At 71.8% G+C, this 18,525-nt stretch carries 19 protein-coding genes and 1 pseudogene; 11 read left to right on the top strand and 9 right to left on the bottom strand.

The annotated features are described in order from the left end of the window. Window positions 1-40: 40 nt before the first annotated feature. Window positions 41-1,414, bottom strand: a complete 1,374-nt coding sequence (locus tag H490_RS17245; protein WP_031289487.1) for a TrkH family potassium uptake protein — start codon at window positions 1,412-1,414, stop codon at window positions 41-43. Window positions 1,415-1,616: 202 nt separating this feature from the next. Here H490_RS17245 and H490_RS17250 point away from each other — a divergent pair, with 202 nt between their 5' ends. The 4 genes from H490_RS17250 to H490_RS17260 all read left to right on the top strand — a co-directional run bounded on the left by H490_RS17250 (window position 1,617) and on the right by H490_RS17260 (window position 3,059). Then, on the top strand, window positions 1,617-2,099 hold the full coding sequence (locus H490_RS17250; protein ID WP_017882637.1) for an ArsR/SmtB family transcription factor: 483 nt from the start codon (window positions 1,617-1,619) through the stop codon (window positions 2,097-2,099). Between the two features lie 112 nt (window positions 2,100-2,211). Continuing rightward, window positions 2,212-2,310: a 30S ribosomal protein bS22 gene (locus H490_RS31420; RefSeq protein WP_005504750.1), complete on the top strand. Its 99-nt coding sequence runs from the start codon at window positions 2,212-2,214 to the stop codon at window positions 2,308-2,310. 109 nt (window positions 2,311-2,419) lie between these two features. Then, window positions 2,420-2,710 (top strand): glutaredoxin family protein, encoded by a 291-nt coding sequence (locus tag H490_RS17255; protein ID WP_017882638.1) that lies wholly within the window; start codon window positions 2,420-2,422, stop codon window positions 2,708-2,710. A gap of 46 nt (window positions 2,711-2,756) precedes the next feature. Beyond that, window positions 2,757-3,059 (top strand): Dabb family protein, encoded by a 303-nt coding sequence (locus H490_RS17260; RefSeq protein WP_017882639.1) that lies wholly within the window; start codon window positions 2,757-2,759, stop codon window positions 3,057-3,059. 87 nt (window positions 3,060-3,146) lie between these two features. Here the strand turns inward: H490_RS17260 and H490_RS17265 are convergent, their stop codons facing one another. Continuing rightward, window positions 3,147-3,947, bottom strand: a complete 801-nt coding sequence (locus tag H490_RS17265) for a helix-turn-helix domain-containing protein (RefSeq protein ID WP_017882640.1) — start codon at window positions 3,945-3,947, stop codon at window positions 3,147-3,149. 96 nt (window positions 3,948-4,043) lie between these two features. Here H490_RS17265 and H490_RS17270 point away from each other — a divergent pair, with 96 nt between their 5' ends. Next, complete coding sequence (locus H490_RS17270; RefSeq protein ID WP_017882641.1) at window positions 4,044-4,547, top strand: VOC family protein; 504 nt, start codon at window positions 4,044-4,046, stop codon at window positions 4,545-4,547. A gap of 16 nt (window positions 4,548-4,563) precedes the next feature. Here H490_RS17270 and H490_RS17275 read toward each other — a convergent pair whose 3' ends face one another. Then, window positions 4,564-5,127 carry a helix-turn-helix domain-containing protein gene (locus H490_RS17275; protein WP_017882642.1) on the bottom strand — a complete coding sequence of 188 codons (564 nt, stop codon included), beginning with the start codon at window positions 5,125-5,127 and terminating at the stop codon, window positions 4,564-4,566. A 68-nt stretch (window positions 5,128-5,195) separates the two neighbouring features. Here H490_RS17275 and H490_RS32565 point away from each other — a divergent pair, with 68 nt between their 5' ends. Continuing rightward, on the top strand, window positions 5,196-6,959 hold the full coding sequence (locus H490_RS32565) for a bifunctional NAD(P)/FAD-dependent oxidoreductase/class I SAM-dependent methyltransferase (protein WP_017882643.1): 1,764 nt from the start codon (window positions 5,196-5,198) through the stop codon (window positions 6,957-6,959). Window positions 6,960-6,981: 22 nt separating this feature from the next. Here the strand turns inward: H490_RS32565 and H490_RS17285 are convergent, their stop codons facing one another. The 5 genes from H490_RS17285 to aspS form a co-directional block, all read right to left on the bottom strand. Next, window positions 6,982-8,895, bottom strand: a complete 1,914-nt coding sequence (locus tag H490_RS17285; protein ID WP_017882644.1) for a choice-of-anchor G family protein — start codon at window positions 8,893-8,895, stop codon at window positions 6,982-6,984. Continuing rightward, entirely contained in the window at window positions 8,892-9,614 is a 723-nt protein-coding gene (locus H490_RS17290; RefSeq protein WP_017882645.1) for a hypothetical protein, read from the bottom strand. Before H490_RS17290 ends, H490_RS17285 begins: the two co-directional genes overlap by 4 nt. Next, complete coding sequence (locus H490_RS17295) at window positions 9,611-10,324, bottom strand: S26 family signal peptidase (protein ID WP_017882646.1); 714 nt, start codon at window positions 10,322-10,324, stop codon at window positions 9,611-9,613. Before H490_RS17295 ends, H490_RS17290 begins: the two co-directional genes overlap by 4 nt. Before the next feature lie 97 nt (window positions 10,325-10,421). Further along, window positions 10,422-11,129, bottom strand: coding sequence for a hypothetical protein (locus H490_RS17300; RefSeq protein WP_031289490.1), 708 nt, complete (start codon window positions 11,127-11,129; stop codon window positions 10,422-10,424). Between the two features lie 301 nt (window positions 11,130-11,430). Next, a complete protein-coding gene (gene aspS / locus H490_RS17305) occupies window positions 11,431-12,774 on the bottom strand; it encodes an aspartate--tRNA(Asn) ligase (protein WP_238560274.1) in 1,344 nt (447 codons plus the stop codon). Between the two features lie 136 nt (window positions 12,775-12,910). Here aspS and H490_RS17310 point away from each other — a divergent pair. The 5 genes and pseudogenes from H490_RS17310 to resB form a co-directional block, all read left to right on the top strand. Continuing rightward, a pseudogene (locus H490_RS17310) lies at window positions 12,911-13,108 on the top strand (histidine phosphatase family protein); the annotation flags it as partial. A 27-nt stretch (window positions 13,109-13,135) separates the two neighbouring features. Beyond that, window positions 13,136-13,780, top strand: a complete 645-nt coding sequence (locus H490_RS17315) for a histidine phosphatase family protein (RefSeq protein WP_017882650.1) — start codon at window positions 13,136-13,138, stop codon at window positions 13,778-13,780. Beyond that, window positions 13,777-14,463, top strand: a complete 687-nt coding sequence (locus H490_RS17320) for a TlpA disulfide reductase family protein (RefSeq protein WP_017882651.1) — start codon at window positions 13,777-13,779, stop codon at window positions 14,461-14,463. Before H490_RS17315 ends, H490_RS17320 begins: the two co-directional genes overlap by 4 nt. Before the next feature lie 2 nt (window positions 14,464-14,465). Next, a complete protein-coding gene (locus H490_RS17325) occupies window positions 14,466-15,209 on the top strand; it encodes a cytochrome c biogenesis CcdA family protein (protein ID WP_017882652.1) in 744 nt (247 codons plus the stop codon). Further along, window positions 15,193-16,857: a cytochrome c biogenesis protein ResB gene (gene resB, locus H490_RS17330; protein ID WP_017882653.1), complete on the top strand. Its 1,665-nt coding sequence runs from the start codon at window positions 15,193-15,195 to the stop codon at window positions 16,855-16,857. Before H490_RS17325 ends, resB begins: the two co-directional genes overlap by 17 nt. A 289-nt stretch (window positions 16,858-17,146) precedes the next feature. On the opposite strand, the gene H490_RS17335 is transcribed toward resB, so the two are convergent. Continuing rightward, on the bottom strand, window positions 17,147-18,175 hold the full coding sequence (locus tag H490_RS17335) for a hypothetical protein (RefSeq protein WP_017882654.1): 1,029 nt from the start codon (window positions 18,173-18,175) through the stop codon (window positions 17,147-17,149). Between the last annotated feature and the right edge of the window lie 350 nt (window positions 18,176-18,525).

The raw sequence follows: 18,525 nt of genomic DNA on the forward strand, positions 1-18,525 counted from the left end.
AGGTGCTATCACCGGTGCGGCGGTGATCTCAACACGGATGTCAACCAACGATCGGCCTCTCCTCGGGGAGCTTGAAGAGGCGGGAACGGCTCGAGGCCGCGACGGCGGCGGCCAGCGTCACCGTGCCCACCCGGCCCGCCCACATGGTGGCCGCGAGAATGTACTTTCCGGGGTCGGAGACCTCGCTCGACAGGCCCGTCGAGAGCCCGCAGGTGCCGAACGCCGAGATCACCTCGAACAGCACGATGTCGAGCGGACGGCCCGTCAGCTGCAGCAGCGCGACCGTCGCGACGAGCACGATCGTCGCGCCCCAGATGAGGATCGAGACCGACACGCGCAGCACCTCGTTCGGGATGCGGCGGTCGAACACCTGGATGTCGCGGTAGCCGCGGGCCTCGGCGTAGGCGGCGAGGAAGAGCACGGCGAGCGTGGTGACCTTGATGCCGCCCGCGGTCGACGCCGATCCGCCGCCCACGAACATCAGCATGTCCATGACCAGCAGCGTCGAGCCGTTCATGTCGACCGGGTCGATGATCCCGAGCCCGCCCGAGCGGGTCATGACCGACATGTAGCCCGAGCTGAGCAGCGTCTCCCAGAAGCCCTGGCCGCCGAGCGTGGCAGGGTTCGCGAACTCGAGCCCGGCGATCGCGATCCACCCCACCACGACGAAGATGAGCGTCGTCGAGAGGGTGAGCTTCGCGTGCAGGCCGAGGCGCTTGTGCGCGCGCCAGCCGCCGCCGGTGATGTAGCGGTAGAGCGCGAAGATCACGGGGAAGCCGATGGCGCCGAGGAACACGCCGATGGCGAGCACGCTCAGCAGGTAGAGGTCGGTGTTGAACGGCTCGAGGCCGCCGGGCAGCGGCACGAAGCCGGTGTTGGTGAACGCCGAGGCCGCGAGGTAGAAGCCGTTCCAGAGCGCGTGCCAGAAGTCGTAGCCGGCGGCCATGAGCCGCGGCGTGATGAGCGCCGTGAGCGCGACCTCGATCACCACGAGGCTCGCCGCCACCGCCACCAGCAGCCCGCCGATCTCGCCGAGACCCACCGCCTGGCTCTCCGAGACGTCGCGGCCCATGCGCATCGGGTTCGTGTCGCCCGCCGCGAGCAGGCGCTGCCTGAGGCCCAGCCGGCGGGTGACGGTGAGACCGAGGATGCTCGCGAGGGTGAGCACGCCGATGCCCCCGATCTGCAGGCCGGCGAGGATCAGCAGCTCGCCGAACAGCGACCAGTGACCCGACATGTCGACCGTCGAGAGGCCGGTCACGCAGATCGCGGAGACCGAGGTGAAGAGCGCGTCGGCGAGCGGCGTCATCTCACCCGTGCGGCTCGCGATGGGCAGCGAGAGCATCGCCGTCCAGAGCAGGATCAGGCTCGTGAAGACGAGCAGCGCGAAGCGTGCGGGCGAGGAGTGGATCATGGCGCTGACCCACGACTTCTGCGAGAGCGGGGCGGAGGCCCGACGGCTCACGGCGTGTGCCCTCACGACTCCTTCTTCCCCTGCGGCAGTGCGAGACCGGGCGCCCCGGTTCGCTTCGATAGCAGTCATGCTACACACGCCGGAGCGATCCGGCACGGTACGCCGCGGGCGAGAAACGCGCGGGCCGACTAACCTTGACACCATGCCAGATATTTTCGGAGTCATCGCCGACGCGACGCGGCGCGACATTCTCCGCGTGCTGCTCGAACGTCACCAGCAGGACGCCGAGATGAGCGTCTCCGAGATCGTCGGGCAGCTCGAGATCAGCCAGCCCACGGTGTCGAAGCATCTGAAGGTGCTGCGCGAGGCCGAGCTGGTGACCGTGCGCGAGGAGGGGCAGCACCGCTTCTACGCCCTCGATCCCGAGCCGCTCGAGATGGTCGAAGACTTCGTGATCCCGTTCCTGTCGGCCGGCTTCGACACCGAGGTGACGGTCGAGTACCTCTCCGAGGACGGCGACCGGGTGCCGGGCCCCGACGGCGACGACCCGTTCGGCGACCCCCTCGACGGCGACGAGGTGCTCTCCGAGGAGACCGCCGCGGCGGCCGAGCGCATCGGCCGCGCCGCGGCCCGGGCCGAGCACCGCGTCAAAGAGCTGGTGGCCCGCTTCAAGCTGCGCGCGTAGCACGTTTCGCGCTTCGAGCCGCCCGCCGTTTCGCGCTCGTGGGCATGAACCGGTAATATAAGTGTTTTGTGGGCCGCGATACCTTCGGCCCGAGAGACGTTGTGAGGTAACCGTGGGTTCAGTAATCAAGAAGCGCCGCAAGCGCATGTCCAAGAAGAAGCACCGCAAACTGCTGCGCAAGACGCGTCACCAGCGTCGCAACAAGAAGTAATCGCGCCGGCGGCGCCGTTCACGGCACCGCCCGGAGTGCGAGACGCGAGAGGGCGTCGGGCCGAGGCCCGGCGCCCTCTCGTCGTTCCGTCGGGCTACACTGGTCGATCGTGACGACCGTGCAGCTCACCCTCATCGGCAAGCCCGGCTGCCATCTCTGCGACGACGCCCGTGCGGCGATCGCGGAGGTGCGCGATGAGCTGGGGCGGCGCGGGATCGTCACCGAGCTCACCGAGCTCGACATCCTGCGGGACGAGGAGCTCGCGCGCCGCCACTCGGAGGACATCCCGGTGGTGCAGATCAACGGGCGCCGCCACGCGATCTGGCGGGTCGATCCCGCCCGGCTCTCCGCCGCGGTCGAGAAGGCCGCCCGCCGCCCGCGCCTGTTCTCCCGCAACTGACCCCCGCTCCGCTGCACCGGCGGCGAGCCCCCACGAAGGAGCCCCCATGACCCTGCGCCACATCGTGAGCTGGAAGTTCGCCGGTGAGACCCGCGAGCAGCGCGACGCCCAGGCGGTCGAGGCGATCGCCCGCATCGCGCCGCTGCGCGAGCGCGTGCCCTCGGTGCGCGCCCTCTCGCTGCACCGCAACGAGCTGTTCGACGGCGCCAACTACGATCTGACGCTCATCGCCGACTTCGACGACGCCGCCGGTCTGGCCGAGTACGCCGAGCATCCCGAGCACCTGCCCGTGATCGACTACATGAAGACGGTCACCGCGGCGCGCGCCGCGAGCGACTTCACGATCTGAGGGCCGCGGCCCGCGGCTCCCGGAGCGGGCTCTCGCGGGCGCGGTTCCCGGCCCATCCGCGTTGCGCGCAGCGTCGAGGGCGCCGGATCAGTCGCGGGCCCGCTGCCGGTACTCGCTCGGGGTGACCCCGAGCAGCCGCTTGAAGTCGGTCGTGAAGTGCGCGTGGTCGGCGTAGCCGAGCTCGCTCGCGAGGTCGGCGATCCCGAGCCCCGTGTGCTCGCGCAGCCGTTCGGCGCCCTCCTGGATGCGCCGCCTGCGGATCATCGAGTGCAGCGACAGCCCGAAGAAGCGTTCGGCGACGCGCTGCAGCGTGCGGGCCGAGACGTGCAGGCGATCCGGCAGCTGGTCGACGCGGGTCAGTGCGGGATCCGCGAGCGCCTCCGCGAGACGGTTCGCGATCGCACCGTCGCCCTCCTCGGGCGAACCCGGTGCGGGCACCCGCTCGGCGATCCAGTGCGAGAGCCGCGCCACGGCGCGTTCGCGGCGCTCCCGCCCCGATGCCGACGGATCCGACATCGCGCGTGTCACGTCGGCGAGCAGGCCCGGGTCGTCGACGGGCCGGGCGGCATCGCGGATCGCGGCGGGATCGGGGGCCAGGGTCGGCACCGCCGCGGGCCGCAGCAGCGCGCCGACGGCCCAGCCGCTGCCGGTCAGCACGCGCTCCGAGCGCTGCGTCGCCGGGTCGACCGCGATGGCGCCCTCCGGTTCCACCACGATGTTGCACGCGGGGAACGGCAGCAGCTCCTGCCGCGACTCCTCGCCCTCGGCGAGTCGCCACTCGGGGATCCAGAACCAGCGCACCGCGTGCTCCAGCCCGGCGCGCGGCGGCACCCGGTGGAACTCGGGCAGGCGCTGCGGGTAGAGCACGCCGCGCCGATCCTCGCCCATCGCCCCTCCGCCGTCTGCCGGGGCGGCACCGCGCCGCCGTGGAGATCTGGCGCGAATCTGCAAGCCGCGCCCCTGCGGCGATCCTACGCTGAGGGCATGGACGCACACGAGACGCGCGCCGCGAACGGCGCGCACACCACAGCAGGCATGCCCCACGGTTCGACGAGCCTGACGCCCTTCCTCGCGATCCCGAGAGCCGCCGCCGCGATCGAGTTCTACCGCGACGTGTTCGGGGCGCGGGTCGTCGACGTCACCGAGATGGGCGGCGCGGTCGCGCACGCCGAGCTCGACTTCGGCGCCGGTCACCTGCAGCTCGGGGAGCCGATGCCCGATTATCACCTCGTCGCCGCGCCAGAGGGCGAGGATGACTGCTACTCGATGGGGCTGTACGTGCCCGACGTCGACGCCGTCGTGGAGCGGGCCGTCGCGGCGGGGGCGACCGTGCGCGAGGCGCCCGCCGACTTCGTGTCGGGCGACCGCTTCGCGAGCATCCGAGACCCCTTCGGGGTGCGCTGGTCGGTGATGACCCGCGTCGAGGATCTCTCGGAGGAGGAGAGCGCCGCCCGCGTGCGCGAGTGGGCGAGGTCGTTCGAGGGCTGAGCGCCCCTGCGGGCCGCTATCGCGGCTCGGCGTCGGGGGTGTGCAGGTGCAGGCGCTCGCCCACGGTGTTGAAGATGCTGATGACCTCGGCGGGGCGGCCTCCCGCGGCGCGCATGCGATGCGGCACGGCGGTGTCGAACTCGGCGGCCTCGCCGCGGCCGAGCACGAGCTCCTGCTCGCCGAGCGTGAGCTGCAGCCGGCCCGACATCACGTAGAGCCACTCGTGGCCGGGGTGCGTCTGCGGGGGGCATTCGGGCGCCTCCGGGTGGTAGGTGATCTTGAAGGCGCGCACCTCGGACTCCTCGCGCGTCAGCGGAGCGATCGTCATGCCCTCGCGGCGGATCGCGCGGCGGTGCACGCGGGGGTCGCGGTCGGGCGGTTCGAGCAGGTCGTCGACGCGGATCCCGAGCTGCCTGGTGAGCGGGAGTAGCAGTTCGAGGCTCGCCTGCCGCTTGCCCGACTCGAGTCGGGAGAGCGTGCTGGCCGACATGCCGGCGCGCTCCGCGAGCTCGTCGAGCGTCCATCCGCGCTCCTGCCGCGCCGACCTCAGCCGGGGGCCGAGCCTCTGCAGTTCGTCCATCACGCACCGTCCTTGCCGATTCTGCAAACCTGATTGCGAGTATCGCATGCATCGCGCAGTCTGGTGCCATGACGAACCGAATCTGGGACACCATCGTGATCGGCGGCGGGGCCGCCGGGCTCAGCGCAGCGCAGGCGCTCGGCCGCTCGCTGCGCCGCACGCTCGTGCTCGACGCCGGCAGCCCGCGCAACCGCTTCGCCTCGCACATGCACAACGTGCTCGGGCTCGACGGCACGCCGCCCCTCGAACTGCTCGAGCGCGGCCGGGCCGAGGTCGAGCGCTACGGCGTCGAGCTGCGCGCGGCATCGGTGATCGCGGTGCGCGACGGGAACGAATCGGGGTCGGGATCGCCGGACACCCTGCACGTCGAGCTGGAGGCGGGCGAAGTGCTCGAGACGCGCGCCCTCGTCGTCGCGACCGGCCTCGCCGACGAACTGCCCGCCATCCCCGGTCTCGCCGAGCACTGGGGCAGCGGGGTTCTGCACTGCCCCTACTGCCACGGCTGGGAGGTTCGTGGGCGCCGCCTCGCGGTGCTGACGACGTCGCCCCTCGGCCTGCACCAAGCACGGCTGCTGCGCCAGTGGACCGACGACCTCACCGTGTTCACCGCCGGTCTCGGCGAACTGGGCGACGAGCCCCGCCGCGAGCTCGAAGCGCGCGGCGTGACCCTCGTCGAGGAGCCTGTCACCGAGGTCGTCGGCGACGGATCCGGGATCACCGCCGTGCGCACCCCGCGCGGGGAGATCGGCATCGACGCCGTCTTGACCGCCGGCGCCCTCGTGCCCCACGACGGCTTCCTCGCCGGCCTCGACCTCGATCGCTCGGAGACGCCGATGGGCTCCTTCATCGCGGTCGACCCGACGGGGCGCACGAGCCACCCGCGCATCTGGGCGGCGGGAAACGCGGTGAACCCGGGGGCGTCCGTGCCGATCGTGATGGGCGCGGGCACCCTGGCCGGTGCCGCGGTGAACGCGGCGCTCGTCGACGAGGACTTCGAGATCGCCGTCGCCGCCGACGCCGCCCCGAGTCCCGTCGAGGCGGCCCGCCCCGACGCTGCCGGGCGCCGCTCCGACGAACCCGCGGGCGCTGCGGAGCACCAGCACGGGCAGGGCCATCGCCGGGGGGCCCGCGAGCGCCGCGAGAGCCAGGGCGGCCATGGGGCCCACCCGCACCCGGCGGCGGCGGACGCGCCCGATCCCGGCGAAGACCCGGTGGCGTTCTGGGAGCACCGCTACGGCGATGCGGGCCGCATCTGGTCGGGGCGCGTCAACCGCTCGCTCGCCGACGCGGTCGCCGACCGCAGGCCGGGCAGCGCGCTCGACCTCGGCTGCGGCGAGGGCGGCGACGTGCTCTGGCTGGCCGAGCGCGGATGGCGGGCCACGGGCATCGACCTCTCCGAGACCGCGGTCGCGCGGGCCTCGTCGGCCGCTGATGAGCGCGGGATCGCGGAGGCGCGCTTCATCGCGGCCGACCTGGGCGAGTGGCTCTCGGATCCCGAGCGGATCGACGGATCCCCGACGGGGTTCGACCTCGTCACGGCGAGCTTCCTGCAGTCGCCCGTCGAGTTGCCGCGCGAGCGCATCCTGCGCGCCGCGGCCAGGCGGGTCGCGCCCGGCGGCAGCCTCGTGGTGATCTCCCACGGCGCCCCACCCCCGTGGGCGCAGGGCCACTGCGGGCCGTTCCCGAGCCCGGAGAGCGAGCTCGCACTGCTCGACCTCGATCCCGAGCACTGGACGGTGACCGCCGAGACCCGCACCCGCCCGGCGACCGGCCCCGACGGCGCCGAGGACCTGCTCGACGACACCGTCGTGGTGGCCACCCGCGTCGGGTAGCGCCGGCGACGGACGGGCTCGCTCAGTATCCGGCGCACGCGCTGCCGGGGAGCGCGGCCTGCGCCGCAGAGCAGCCCGGTCCGACCGAGGCGCGTCCGAGGTAGAGGCGCACCCCGTTCTGGCCGAGTCCGTCGAGGACGCCGACGCGCAGCGCCGCCACCTCGTACCGGCCCTCGGGCGGCGCCGTCGGCCGACCCGGCTGCCAGTCCGGCGGCGGCGGACCGCCCGAGGCGGGGGCGTTCTGCGCATTCACGGTGATCGAGAGGACGCTCGAGAGGAACAGTCCGGTGTACACGCGCGACACCAGCGAGATCAGCGGGGCGGTGACGCCGGCGAACTGCGAGGGAAGGTTCGCGACGGCGGGGAGCACCCCGTCGACGACGCCGCCGATCACCCCGCCCGCGCCGCCCAGCAGCGTGTTCAACAGCAGATCGAGCACCGGTTTGAGCAGCCCCTTCGTGAGGAGATCGGTCAGGGCCCCGAGGAGGCCGCTGAGGAGCTTCACCTCTGTCGAGACGGTTCCCGGCGCGTTCGAGCGCAGATCGGCGAGGGTGCCGTCGACCGAGACGGCGATGTGGCCGACGTCGATGAACGGCGTGATGGCGAGCAGGCGCGCGCGCAGGTTGACCGAGAGCGTCGAGGTGATCCGGACGCGGTCGACGGCCTCGACCAGCCGGGTCTCCACCTGACCGAGCCACTCGGTCAGCGCCTCGGTCAGGCTCTGGGTCAGGGCGTTCAGGATCGCCGGGTCGGCGAGCAGATTCGTATTGGGCGGCAGCCCGTTGAGCCCGTCGCCCACACGGTCGGGGTACGCCTGCTGCAGCAGGGCGCTCGTGTCGATCGAGACGGTGCCCGACGCGGCGTCGACCGAGATCACGCCGCCGCTGTCGTGGAACCCGGTGTCGATGAGCGAGCGCACGGGCGCCAGATCGATCTGCGCGGTGAGCGTGTTGAGTTCGACGGAGCCGAGAGTCAGCAGCGGGGTGGAGAGGACGGCGTTGAGCAGCGTGGCGACCCCCGATTCGATGCCCGGTTTCACCCCGCCGGCTCCGATCAGGCCGTTCACGGTGCCCTCGAGGCCTCCGAGCAGTGCGTTCAGCTCCGAGGAGAGCGCGCCGACGACGGGGGACGCGAACCGCAGATCGGCCGAGGCGGCGAGGTAGCGGCGTTCGAGCCCCGCGACGACGTCGTCGGCCGCGATGGCCGCCACCGTGCGGGCGGCGCTCCCGGTGCCGCCCCCGCTGCTCCACGCCTCGGCGCAGGCGTCGAGGCGCGCTTCCCCCGCGACCGCTCCGACCTCGAGTTCGAGGTCGGAGACGCCGCTCAGCGTGCTCCCGAGCCCGATGTCTCCGAGCAGCGGCGAGTTCAGCAGATCGGAGAGTCTGAGGGTCGCGAGACCCGGATACCCGCCGGTCTGCTCGTCGGCGAGATCGATGCCGCCCGAGTCGGTGACGTACCCGCCCGCGCCGTGCGCGAGGCCGTCAGTTCGGGCCTGGCCGAACTGGCCCACCACTCCGGTGCTGTTGTCGGTCGGCAGCTCGAGCAGGCCGGTGAGGGGCAGCTGCAGGGCGGTGAGCGCGTTGACGGTGAGCGGATCGCGGAAGGCCCCCTCGAGCCCGGAGACCGGCGCGCCCGCCGTGTGCAGGGTGCGCTCTCCGTTGTTCGTGACGGTGACCCCTTCCGCCTCGGCGATGGTGTCGAGGTCGACGCCGAGCAGCGATCCGCTGAGCGCGCGGCCCTCGCCCCGCGCCGCGAAGTGCCCGGCCGCCGCAGCGCAATCGGAGGTGCCGACGGCCGTCGCGGGCGCGTGCGCCCACTCGGCATCGTTCCACGTCGCGTCGGTCGCGATGCCCCCCTGCGCGACGAGCGCGGTCGACACGAGCACCGCGGCCGCCACCCCGCCGACCCCGCGCCGGTTCCGGATCCGCCGGCTCATCGTCGACCTCCGTGAGCGGCGGGAGCCCGGCGGCGCAGCGCGGCGGCCGCGCCGACGCCGACCAGGCCGACCGAGAGCAGGCCGAGCGCGAGCACGTCCGAACCCGTCGCCGCGAGCGCCCGGGGTGATCGAGGCGTGCCGAGCGGCAGGAGCCCGGTGGCCGGCGCGTCTCCCGAGGCGTGCACGCCGAGCCCGATGCGGGCGCTTCGCCCTTCGATCCCCGCGGCGGGGGTCGTCGCGGGGATCGCGAGGGTCACGAGCACCTGACGAGGCGTGCCGCTGCTCACATCGGCGAGGTCGCGGCGGTGCCCCTGCTGCGGGATCTGCGCGAGCGGCGTCGGCGGGAGAACGGTGGCCCGGGAGCCTTCGCAGCCGACGGGCGAGGCGGTGATGTCGAAGGCGACCGAGCAGGTTTCGACCTCGGCCGTCATGCCCGAGTCGGAGACCAGGTCGCCGCCGGCCTGCAACTCGACCGCGAGGGTGCCCGAATCGGAACCGTGCAGCGAGGCCTCGACCAGCCAGCGCATCGAGTCACCCGGTTCGAGCTCGGCCCAGAGCGGTGTCCCGGAGTGGAGCGCGAGCTTCAGATACCCGGGTCTGCCGGTCTCGGCGAGCTCGTGGAACACGGCCGAGGCCCGTGTCGCCGTCAGGGCGGCACCCGCGCAGGCCACTGCGGCGAACACGGCGATGAGCAGGCCGGAGGCGGCGCGCCGGCTCATCGCCGCGCCCCCTCCGCGTGACGGGCTCGGGCCACGGGATCAGCGGCGCGGGGCGGCGGATCCGCGATGCCGGCGGCGCGGGCTGTGGAATCCGCGCCGAGGGCCGGGGGATCCGCGCCGATAGCCGCGGTGCCGCCCGCGGCGGGCTCCTCGAGCTCCCGCGGGGTCCGCGGCCAGAACGCCCAGACGACGAGCACGCCGGCCGTGAGGATCAGCGCTCCCATGCCGATCGGCGTCTGCGCCGTCATCAGCGCGGCGCCCGCGTGCGGCAGGGCGAAGACCACCCGACGCGCGTCCTCGAGCGCGTAGGGCAGGTGGTCGGGCGTATCGTTGTCGTCGCCCTGCATGACGATCCGGCGCGCCTCCGGGCTGCTGAGATCCGGCGGCCCCGATCCCGGAGCCGCGGCGCGGATGTCGACCGCGGTCGCCTCCCCGATCAGTGCCGGGCCGATCTCGACGACGCGGTGCGTGACCGGCGTCTCCTCGCCCGCGCGCTGCACCGTCACCACGTCTCCGACCTCGAGCTCGGACGCCGGCACCGGCACCGTCACCGCGATCGCACCCTGCGGCATCGTCGGGCTCATCGAGCCCGTGCGGAACGCGATGAGGGTGGCGCCCGTCGCAGCGGAATAGCCGAGCCACGCTGCGAGGCCGACCGCGGCGATCACGAGCACGATGGTCGTCACCGTTCCGAAGAGCCTCCCGATCATGCCGCCCCCTTTCCCCGGGCCACTCGATCCAGCGCCTGACGATCGGTGCTCGCGGGCGCATCCCCTCGGCGCGTCCCAGCGAGAGCCTCAGCGTCGCTCAGCCCGAGATCGAGCGGAACTCCCACGCCGGAGCGATGGTGCGCCCCTGCAGGTCGTCCAGCGCGGTGACGGCGACCCCGGGCTGCAATGTCGTCGGCAGGTGCAGCGCGAAGCAGTAGTGCTGCGTCGAACCCGCCTCGGCATCGACCGTCTGGGTGGCCGGCGCCGCCGTGTCCAACGGGACGTCGCTGATCAGCGGAACGCCCCAGGCGGACGCGTTCGCCGCGTCGCAGGCGTTCGTCGGTGCGGCGGGGGTGGTGCGCGTCTCGGTGTACACCGTCACCCGGATCGACTTCCAGAGATCCTGATCCTCGTCCACCGCCGTCACGCCCGCGGCCGGCACGGCCTCTCGCAGGGTGACCGTCGCCGACGACGACTCCGCCGTCGTGCGCAGCGCGACGGGCGCGTAGACCGTGTCGCCCGGCGAGAGCGAGATCGCGCCCGCCGTGAAGGTGAGCCCCCCACCCGGGTTGGTCTCGCGATCGGCCCAGTCGGCGGGGGCGTCGGTGAACGGCGATGTGGTGTTCTGCTGAACCTCGAAGGTATCGGTGCCGACGCCGGGCACGCCGTCGGCTCCGCCCCAGACCCACTCCGAGTCGTTCCAGGTGGCGAGCGTGTAGGTGGCGCCGAGCCCGACCACGAGGGCTCCCGCGGCGATGGCGGCGATCTTGCGGGTTCTCCGCGATGGTGTGTGCTGTGTGGACAACGTCGTCCCCTCCCCTGAAGCGGCGGAGCCCGCCGCGCGCCACGAGTGATGGTACGCGCCGCGCGGAGGGCTCCGGATAGCTCCGCAACCGGCTGGAGAGGGCCCCAGCGAGGCGGCGGTGAGCACACACTAACAGCAGAAAAATACCCGGTCAAAAGCATATTCTGAGTTCTCAGAGGTGGGTTCTGCGGCCTTCAGCGGGGGCGGCATCGGCTCTCAGTAGAGCGCCCAGGGAAACGCAGTAGCCCCGCGCCTCCCGAGGGAGACGCGGGGCTACCGGAGCGCGCCCGGGCGGCCGACGCTACGGCAGCAGGCGGTTCGGGCCGCGGAAGAGGTAGGTCACCTCGCGGATCGACGGCTGCTGCAGCATGAGCATCAGCACACGGCCCAGGCCCATGCCGAAGCCGCCGTGCGGCGGAACCCCGTAGCGGAAGAAATCGAGGTAGAAGTCGAGCTCCTTCGGGTCCATGCCCTTCTCGACGGCCTGAGCCTCGAGCACCTCGATGCGGTGCTCGCGCTGCGCGCCCGTGGAGATCTCGGTGCCGCGGTAGATGAGGTCGTAGCTGTTGGTGAGCGACGCGTCATCGGCGTGGCGCATATGGTAAAACGGGCGGATCGACCACGCGTAGTCGGTGAGGAACACGAAGTCGTGCCCGTACTTCTGCTTGACGTGCGCGGCGATGCGGCGCTCGCCCTCGGGATCCATGTCGGCGTCGGCGCGGGGGATCTCGTAGCCCTCGGCCTTCACGATCTCCTTCGCCTCGGCGAGGGGGATGCGCGGGAACGGGCGCGACGGCACCTCCAGCTCGATGCCGAAGAGCTTCTGGATCTCCTCGCCGTGCTTCTCCTTCACGGCCGAGAGGCCGGCCACGACGAGCTCCTCGTGCAGCTCCATGACGTCCTCGTGCGAGTCGATCCAGCTCAGCTCGGTGTCGACCGAGGTGAACTCGGTCGCGTGCCGCGAGGTGAACGAGGGATCGGCGCGGAAGGCGGGACCCACCTCGAAGATGCCGCCGAAGCCGGCGGCCTGCGCCATCTGCTTGAAGAACTGCGGGCTCTGCGCGAGGAACGCCTTGCCCTCGAAGTACTCGACCTCGAACAGCTCGGCGCGCGACTCGGAGGCGCTCGCCATGAGCTTCGGCGTCTGGATCTCGATGAAGCCGCGGTCGATCCACACCTGGCGCAGCGCGTGCAGGAACGTGGTCTGCACGCGGAAGACCAGGTTCTGCTCGGGGCGGCGCAGGTCGAGGAAGCGCCAGTCGAGGCGCACGTCGATGCCGCTGTCGGCGGCGATCGGGTTGCCGGGCAGCGCCTTCGAGACGACCTCGATCTGCTCGATCTGGATCTCGACGCCGCCGAGCTTCACGCGCTCGTTGTGCTGCAGTTCGCCCTCGACGGTCACGAACGTGCCGTGGGTGAGCTCGCTGATGGTGGTGGTGCGCGGCACGAGGATGTCGGATCGCGGGTTCTCGGGATCCGGCTCGCGCAGCACGCCGCCGTTCACCAGCTGCACCGCACCGCTCTCGTCGCGCAGCACGACGAACTGCACGTAGCGCTGGTCGCGCACCTTCTCGACCCAGCCGGAAACACGCACGGGGCCGTCTTCACGGGCGGCCAGATCCTTGATCAATACACGCTCAGTCACCCGCACAGTCTACCGGGCCGCCCGCCGGGCCCGATGCCGCTCCACCGCCGGCGCGAGGGCTGGAGCCGCTCGGGGCCGGGACGCACAGCGTCAGCCGCCCGGGAACTCCCAGACACGGCAATCGTAGAATGGAGCCGTGAGCGACAAACTGCTGCATCTGGTGCGCCACGGCGAGGTGCACAACCCGGATCGAGTGCTGTACGGCCGCATCCCGGGCTTCCGCCTGTCCGAACTCGGGCACCGCATGGCCGAGGCGGCCGCCCTCGAACTGGCCGGAAGCGACCGACTCGTCGCGAGACTGCTCGCCTCCCCCCTCGAACGGGCNGGGAACTCCCAGACACGGCAATCGTAGAATGGAGCCGTGAGCGACAAACTGCTGCATCTGGTGCGCCACGGCGAGGTGCACAACCCGGATCGAGTGCTGTACGGCCGCATCCCGGGCTTCCGCCTGTCCGAACTCGGGCACCGCATGGCCGAGGCGGCCGCCCTCGAACTGGCCGGAAGCGACCGACTCGTCGCGAGACTGCTCGCCTCCCCCCTCGAACGGGCGCAGCAGTCGGCGCGTCCCATCGCGAGCGCGCTCAACCTCGAGATCGCCACCGAGGATCGCATCATCGAACCCACCAACGCCTTCGAGGGCATGGTGAAGTCGGGGCAGGGCACCGTCTTCAAGAACCCGCGCTACTGGTACCGCTTCGCGAACCCGCTGCGGCCCAGCTGGGGCGAGCCCTACCGGCAGATCGCCTCCCGCATGCGCGAAGCGATGGACGACGCGTGGGAGACGACCCGCGGTGGCGACATCGTGATGGTCTCGCACCAGGCGCCCATCTGGGTGACGCACCTCGACGTCGCGGGCAAGCCGCTCGCGCACAACCCCGCCAAGCGCCGCTGCGACCTGTCGAGCATCACCACCTTCGAGAAGCGCGGCGAGCGCTGGTTCGAGGTCGAGTACCGCACCCCGGCGGCCGGCCTCACCGACGAGGCCGTCGACGTGGGAGCCGTATGACCGCGCGCATCCGCAGCCGGGCCCGTCTCGCCGCGCTCGCGGCGCCGCTCGCGGGCGCGCTGCTGCTGGCCGGATGCAGCGGCGGCGGCGAGAACCTCGCGCAGCAGTGGGAGGAGTCGAGCGAGAAGGGGTACGTCTCCGGAGACGGATCCTCGCTGAGTCTCGCCCCCTCCGAGCGCACGCAGCCCGTCGAGTACTCCGGCGAGACCGAGACCGGCGACACGTTCGGCTCCGACGACACCCTCGGCAGCGTGACCGTCGTCAACTTCTGGTATGCGGGCTGCGCGCCCTGCCGCGCCGAGGCCCCCGACCTCGTGGCGGCCTACGAGGAGTTCGGCCCACGGGGCGTGCAGTTCGTGGGCGTCAACACCCGCGACCAGGTCGCCCAGGCGCGCCAGTTCTCCGAGCAGTTCGGCATCGAGTACCCCTCGATCATGGACAGCCCCGGCGGCCGCGAAGTGCAGCGCGCATTCGCGGGCCAGGTGCCGCTCAACGCGGTGCCCACCACGCTCGTGCTCGACGCCGAGGGGCGCGTCGCGCACCGCGTGCTCGGACAGCTCGCCGGAGAGTCGCAGCTGCGCACCCTCATCACCGAGACCCTCGCCGAGACCGGCGGCGCCGAGGGCGAGGGTGCCGGCGGCGCGGGCGACTCGGCAGACGGCGCGAACCCCGGCGAGCAGTAGCGGTGGATCTGCAGCACCTCGTGGCCGACGGGCAGCTGCTCGTCGCGTCGCTGATCGCGGTGGCGGCGGGCCTGCTCTCGTTCCTGTCGCCGTGCGTGCTGCCGCTCGTACCGGGCTACCTCGCCTACGTCGGCTCCACGGCGGGATCGGCGCCCGGCGAGAAGCCGGCCCGGGCCCGCATGGTGCTCGGATCGCTGCTCTTCGTCGCCGGTTTCACGGCCGTGCTCGTCGCGTTCCTCGCCGCCGCGGGCACCGTGGGCGTGTGGCTGCTCGAGTGGGAGCAGCTCATCACGCGCCTCATGGGCGTCTTCGTGATCGTGATGGGGCTCGTGTTCATGGGCCTGTTCGGGGCGATGCAGACCACGAAGAAACTGCGCGTCAAGCCGAAGTTCGGGATCGTGGGCGCCCCGCTGCTCGGCGCCGTGTTCGCCATCGGCTGGACCCCCTGCATGGGGCCCACGCTCACGGTGATCATGGGGCTGAGCCTGCAGCAGGGCTCGGTCGGCAGATCCGTGATCCTCGCCCTCGCCTACTGCCTCGGCCTCGGCCTGCCGTTCATCCTCGCCGCATTCGGCTTCGGGTGGATGGCGCAGACCATGACCTTCTTCAAACGGCACATCCGTGCCGTGAACCTGATCGGCGGCGCGCTGCTGATCCTCATCGGTCTCCTCATGGTGACCGGACTCTGGAGCCGGATGATGTACGCACTGCAGGCGGTGATCGGCGGATATGTCACGCCCCTCTGATTACGACGACGGAACCGGCTCCGGCGGCTCGCTGCGGGCGGAGTCGCCCGAGCTCGGCTTCACCGGCTGGCTGCGCTGGTTCTGGCGCCAGCTCACGAGCATGCGCGTCGCCCTGATCCTGCTGCTGCTGCTCGCCGTCGCGGCGATCCCGGGGTCCCTCGTGCCGCAGCGCAGCGCCGACCCCAACGGCGTGATCCAGTACGAGCAGGATCACCCCGAGCTGTTCCCCATCCTCGACGCCTTCCCGATCCAGGCGTTCGACGTCTACGGCTCGGTGTGGTTCTCGGCGATCTACCTGCTGCTGTTCATCTCGCTCATCGGCTGCGTGCTGCCGCGCATCGTGCACCACTGGAAGGCCTGGCGCGGGCAGCCGCCGAAGACGCCCGCCCGCCTGCAGCGCATGGCCGGCTACACCGAGATCCGGGTCTCGAACCCCGACGCGAGCGAGGCGGATCGCGCGGCCTTCGCCGAACGCGCCGTCACCGCGGCGGCCGGCGTGCTGCAGAAGCTGCGCTACCGAGCGCAGGTGCAGCGCGCATCGCGCCGCGGCGCCGAGGAGATCTCGGCCTCGGCCGAGCGCGGCTACCTGCGCGAGACCGGCAACCTGCTGTTCCACGTGTCGCTGCTGGGCGTGCTCATCAGCGTCGGCATCGGCGGCGTCTTCACGTTCAACGGACAGAAGGTGATCGTCGAGGGCGAGACCCTCATCAACCAGCTGATCGACTACGACACGGCCACCTCGGGGCGCTCCTTCGACAGCTCGAGCCTCGAACCCTTCAGCCTGCGCCTCGACTCGCTCGACGTCTCGTACAACACCCCCGACGACGGCAACATCGACGCCATCGGCCTCGTCAAGGACTACGTGGCGAACGTGACCCTCAGCGACGGGGCCGGGGCCGAGAGCGACCACACGATCCGCGTCAACCACCCGCTGCGCGTGCACGGCTCGCCGATCTACCTCATCGCCAACGGCTACGCGCCGCAGATCACGATCCGCAACGCCGAGGGCACCGTCGTGTACAGCGAGGCGATGCCGTTCATCCCGCAGGACAACCTGAACATGACCTCGCTCGGCGTGGTGAAGGTGCCGCACGGCATCGTCGATGAGGCCGGCGAGAACACCCAGCTCGGGCTGCGCGGCTTCTTCTACCCCACCCAGACCGAACTCGACACGGGAGCCTACACCTCGAACTACCCCGACCTCGAGAACCCGGTGCTCACCCTTGACGTGTTCACCGGAGACCTCGGCATCGACAGCGGCATCCCGCAGTCGGTCTACGTGCTCGACACCGAGAACATGGAGCAGCTGACCGGTCGCGCTGTCGACAGCGACTCGCTCGAGCTCAAACCGGGCGAGACGGTCGACCTGCCGAACGGCCTCGGCACGATCACCCTCGACTCGGTGCCGCGCTACGCGTCGTTCGACGTGATGCAGAACCCCGCCCAGGAGTGGGTGCTGATCTTCGCGCTGCTCGCGCTCGGCGGGCTGCTGTGGTCGCTGTTCGTGCCGCGCCGCCGCATGTGGGTGAAGGCCGTGCCGACCGAGGACGGCGTCGTGCTGCAGTACGCGGGGCTCGCCCGCGGCGACGACCCCGCCCTGGAGCGCGCGGTCGAAGAGCTGCGGGATCGCCACCGCGAGCTGCTGTAGGGGCTGCGCGGGCTGACGCGCGGAAGGGGCCCGCCGGGCGGGCCGGCCCTGCGGGCCCTTTCGTTCCGCGTCGCCCGCTCCCACACCCTCCCACCCCACTCCTCCCCGCCCTGTCCCCTCCTTCCGCCCGGAATAGACCGGGGAACCCCGCCGAGAGGCGAGTTCTGCAGCTCCCGCCGCCGAATCCCGTGCGATATCCGCCTTTCGACGGGGTTGGTGCGGGGACGGGCGCGGGGAGCTGGGAGGGTCGCGCGGAGCGGGCGGCCGTGGCCGGACCCGGGGCGGCCAGTTAGCCCCGATCGAGGCGCCGGCGAATCGGGATCGCCGACTCCGACGCACCCGCAGCAGTTTCGTCGAGCAGCCGGGCGATCCCGGCCGGAACGCGATGAGCGACGCGCCCGCTGAACTCGAGCATGGAGCGGCCGGCCGGGAGCAGATCGCCGGTCAGCTCCTCGCGATAGAACACCAGGATCCTCCAGCCGGCGTCGCGGGCGCCCTGATGCTTGCGCGCATCGCGCTTCCGCTGGCCGAGCGTCAGCAGGTGCTGCTCGCCGTCGAACTCGAAGAGGCTGCGGCTGGCGCGATCGGCGCCGTCGAATCGCCCGATCCAGACTCCGGCCCGGTCGCGCACCTCGAACTGCAGGTCGAGCTCCGGCATTCCGGCCCGCGCCCCAGCCAGCCGCATCAGGGTCTCGATGCGCGAGTCGGCCCCGACACGGGCGAGTGCCGCCGCGGCTCGGAAGCGGACGACCCCGCGCCCGGCGGCGGTCTCCGCAGCCCGGCGCAGTTGCTTCGGAAGCACGCGGAGCTGCGGATCGTAGCGCTGCGGATCGCGCCGCAGCAGATGATCGAGGGCCACGACGAGTTCGCGGACCGGCAGGGTCGACGCCGCCTGCAGCACCGCGTGCAGCGGCGAGACGACCGGGATCCACTCTTCCTGCTCGGGAACGACGCACGGGTACTGCGGCGCCTCAGCCGTGTGCCGGTGCCCCACGACGCCGTCGCAGGCGACCCGGCCGCGGGCCGCCGGTGATGAGACGTCGACGGGCGCGCCCGGGGCCCCCCGGATCGGACAGCCCAGCAGGGCGAGCGCCGTTGCGTGGCTGAACCGGTCGCCCGGCCGGAGCCGCGGCACGTAGTCGAGCGCGCGCCCGGAGAGCGTGCTCGCGGGCGGGGCGCCCGTGCGCACTCCGCTGAAGGGGCGGTGCCAGCGCGGGTGGGCGAGGGCGCCGCGGCCGTAGCCCTGGTGCAACGCCTCCCGCACCAGGAACGCGCGGCCCGGGAGAGCGCGGTGCGCCTGCTCGGAGATCGAAGCCATGCCTCATCATCGCCTGCGGGACGTCACCCGAGGGGCTTGTCCACAGACCATGCCGGAGATCGCGAGAGTTTAGCGCAGGTCCGTCCGCTGTGAGCGGAGTGCGGCGACCGGACTGGGATCAAGAGGGCACCGCCGAAAGGCGGAAAACGCACGTGATGGTCGCGCAGAAGATGCAAAACCCGCCTCTCGCTGGGGGAGGAGGGGGAAGGGGAGGAGGGGAAGGGATGGGAGGAAGGGAAGAGGAGGAAGGGATGGGAGGAGGGGAAGGGGAGGAAAGGACGGGAGGAGGGGGGAGGGAAGGAGGAAAGGAGAAAGGGAGAGGAGGGGAGGGAACGAGAGAAGGGAGAAGG

The organism is Leucobacter sp. UCD-THU (assembly GCF_000349545.1).
GTDB classification, from domain to species: Bacteria; Actinomycetota; Actinomycetes; order Actinomycetales; family Microbacteriaceae; genus Leucobacter; species Leucobacter muris.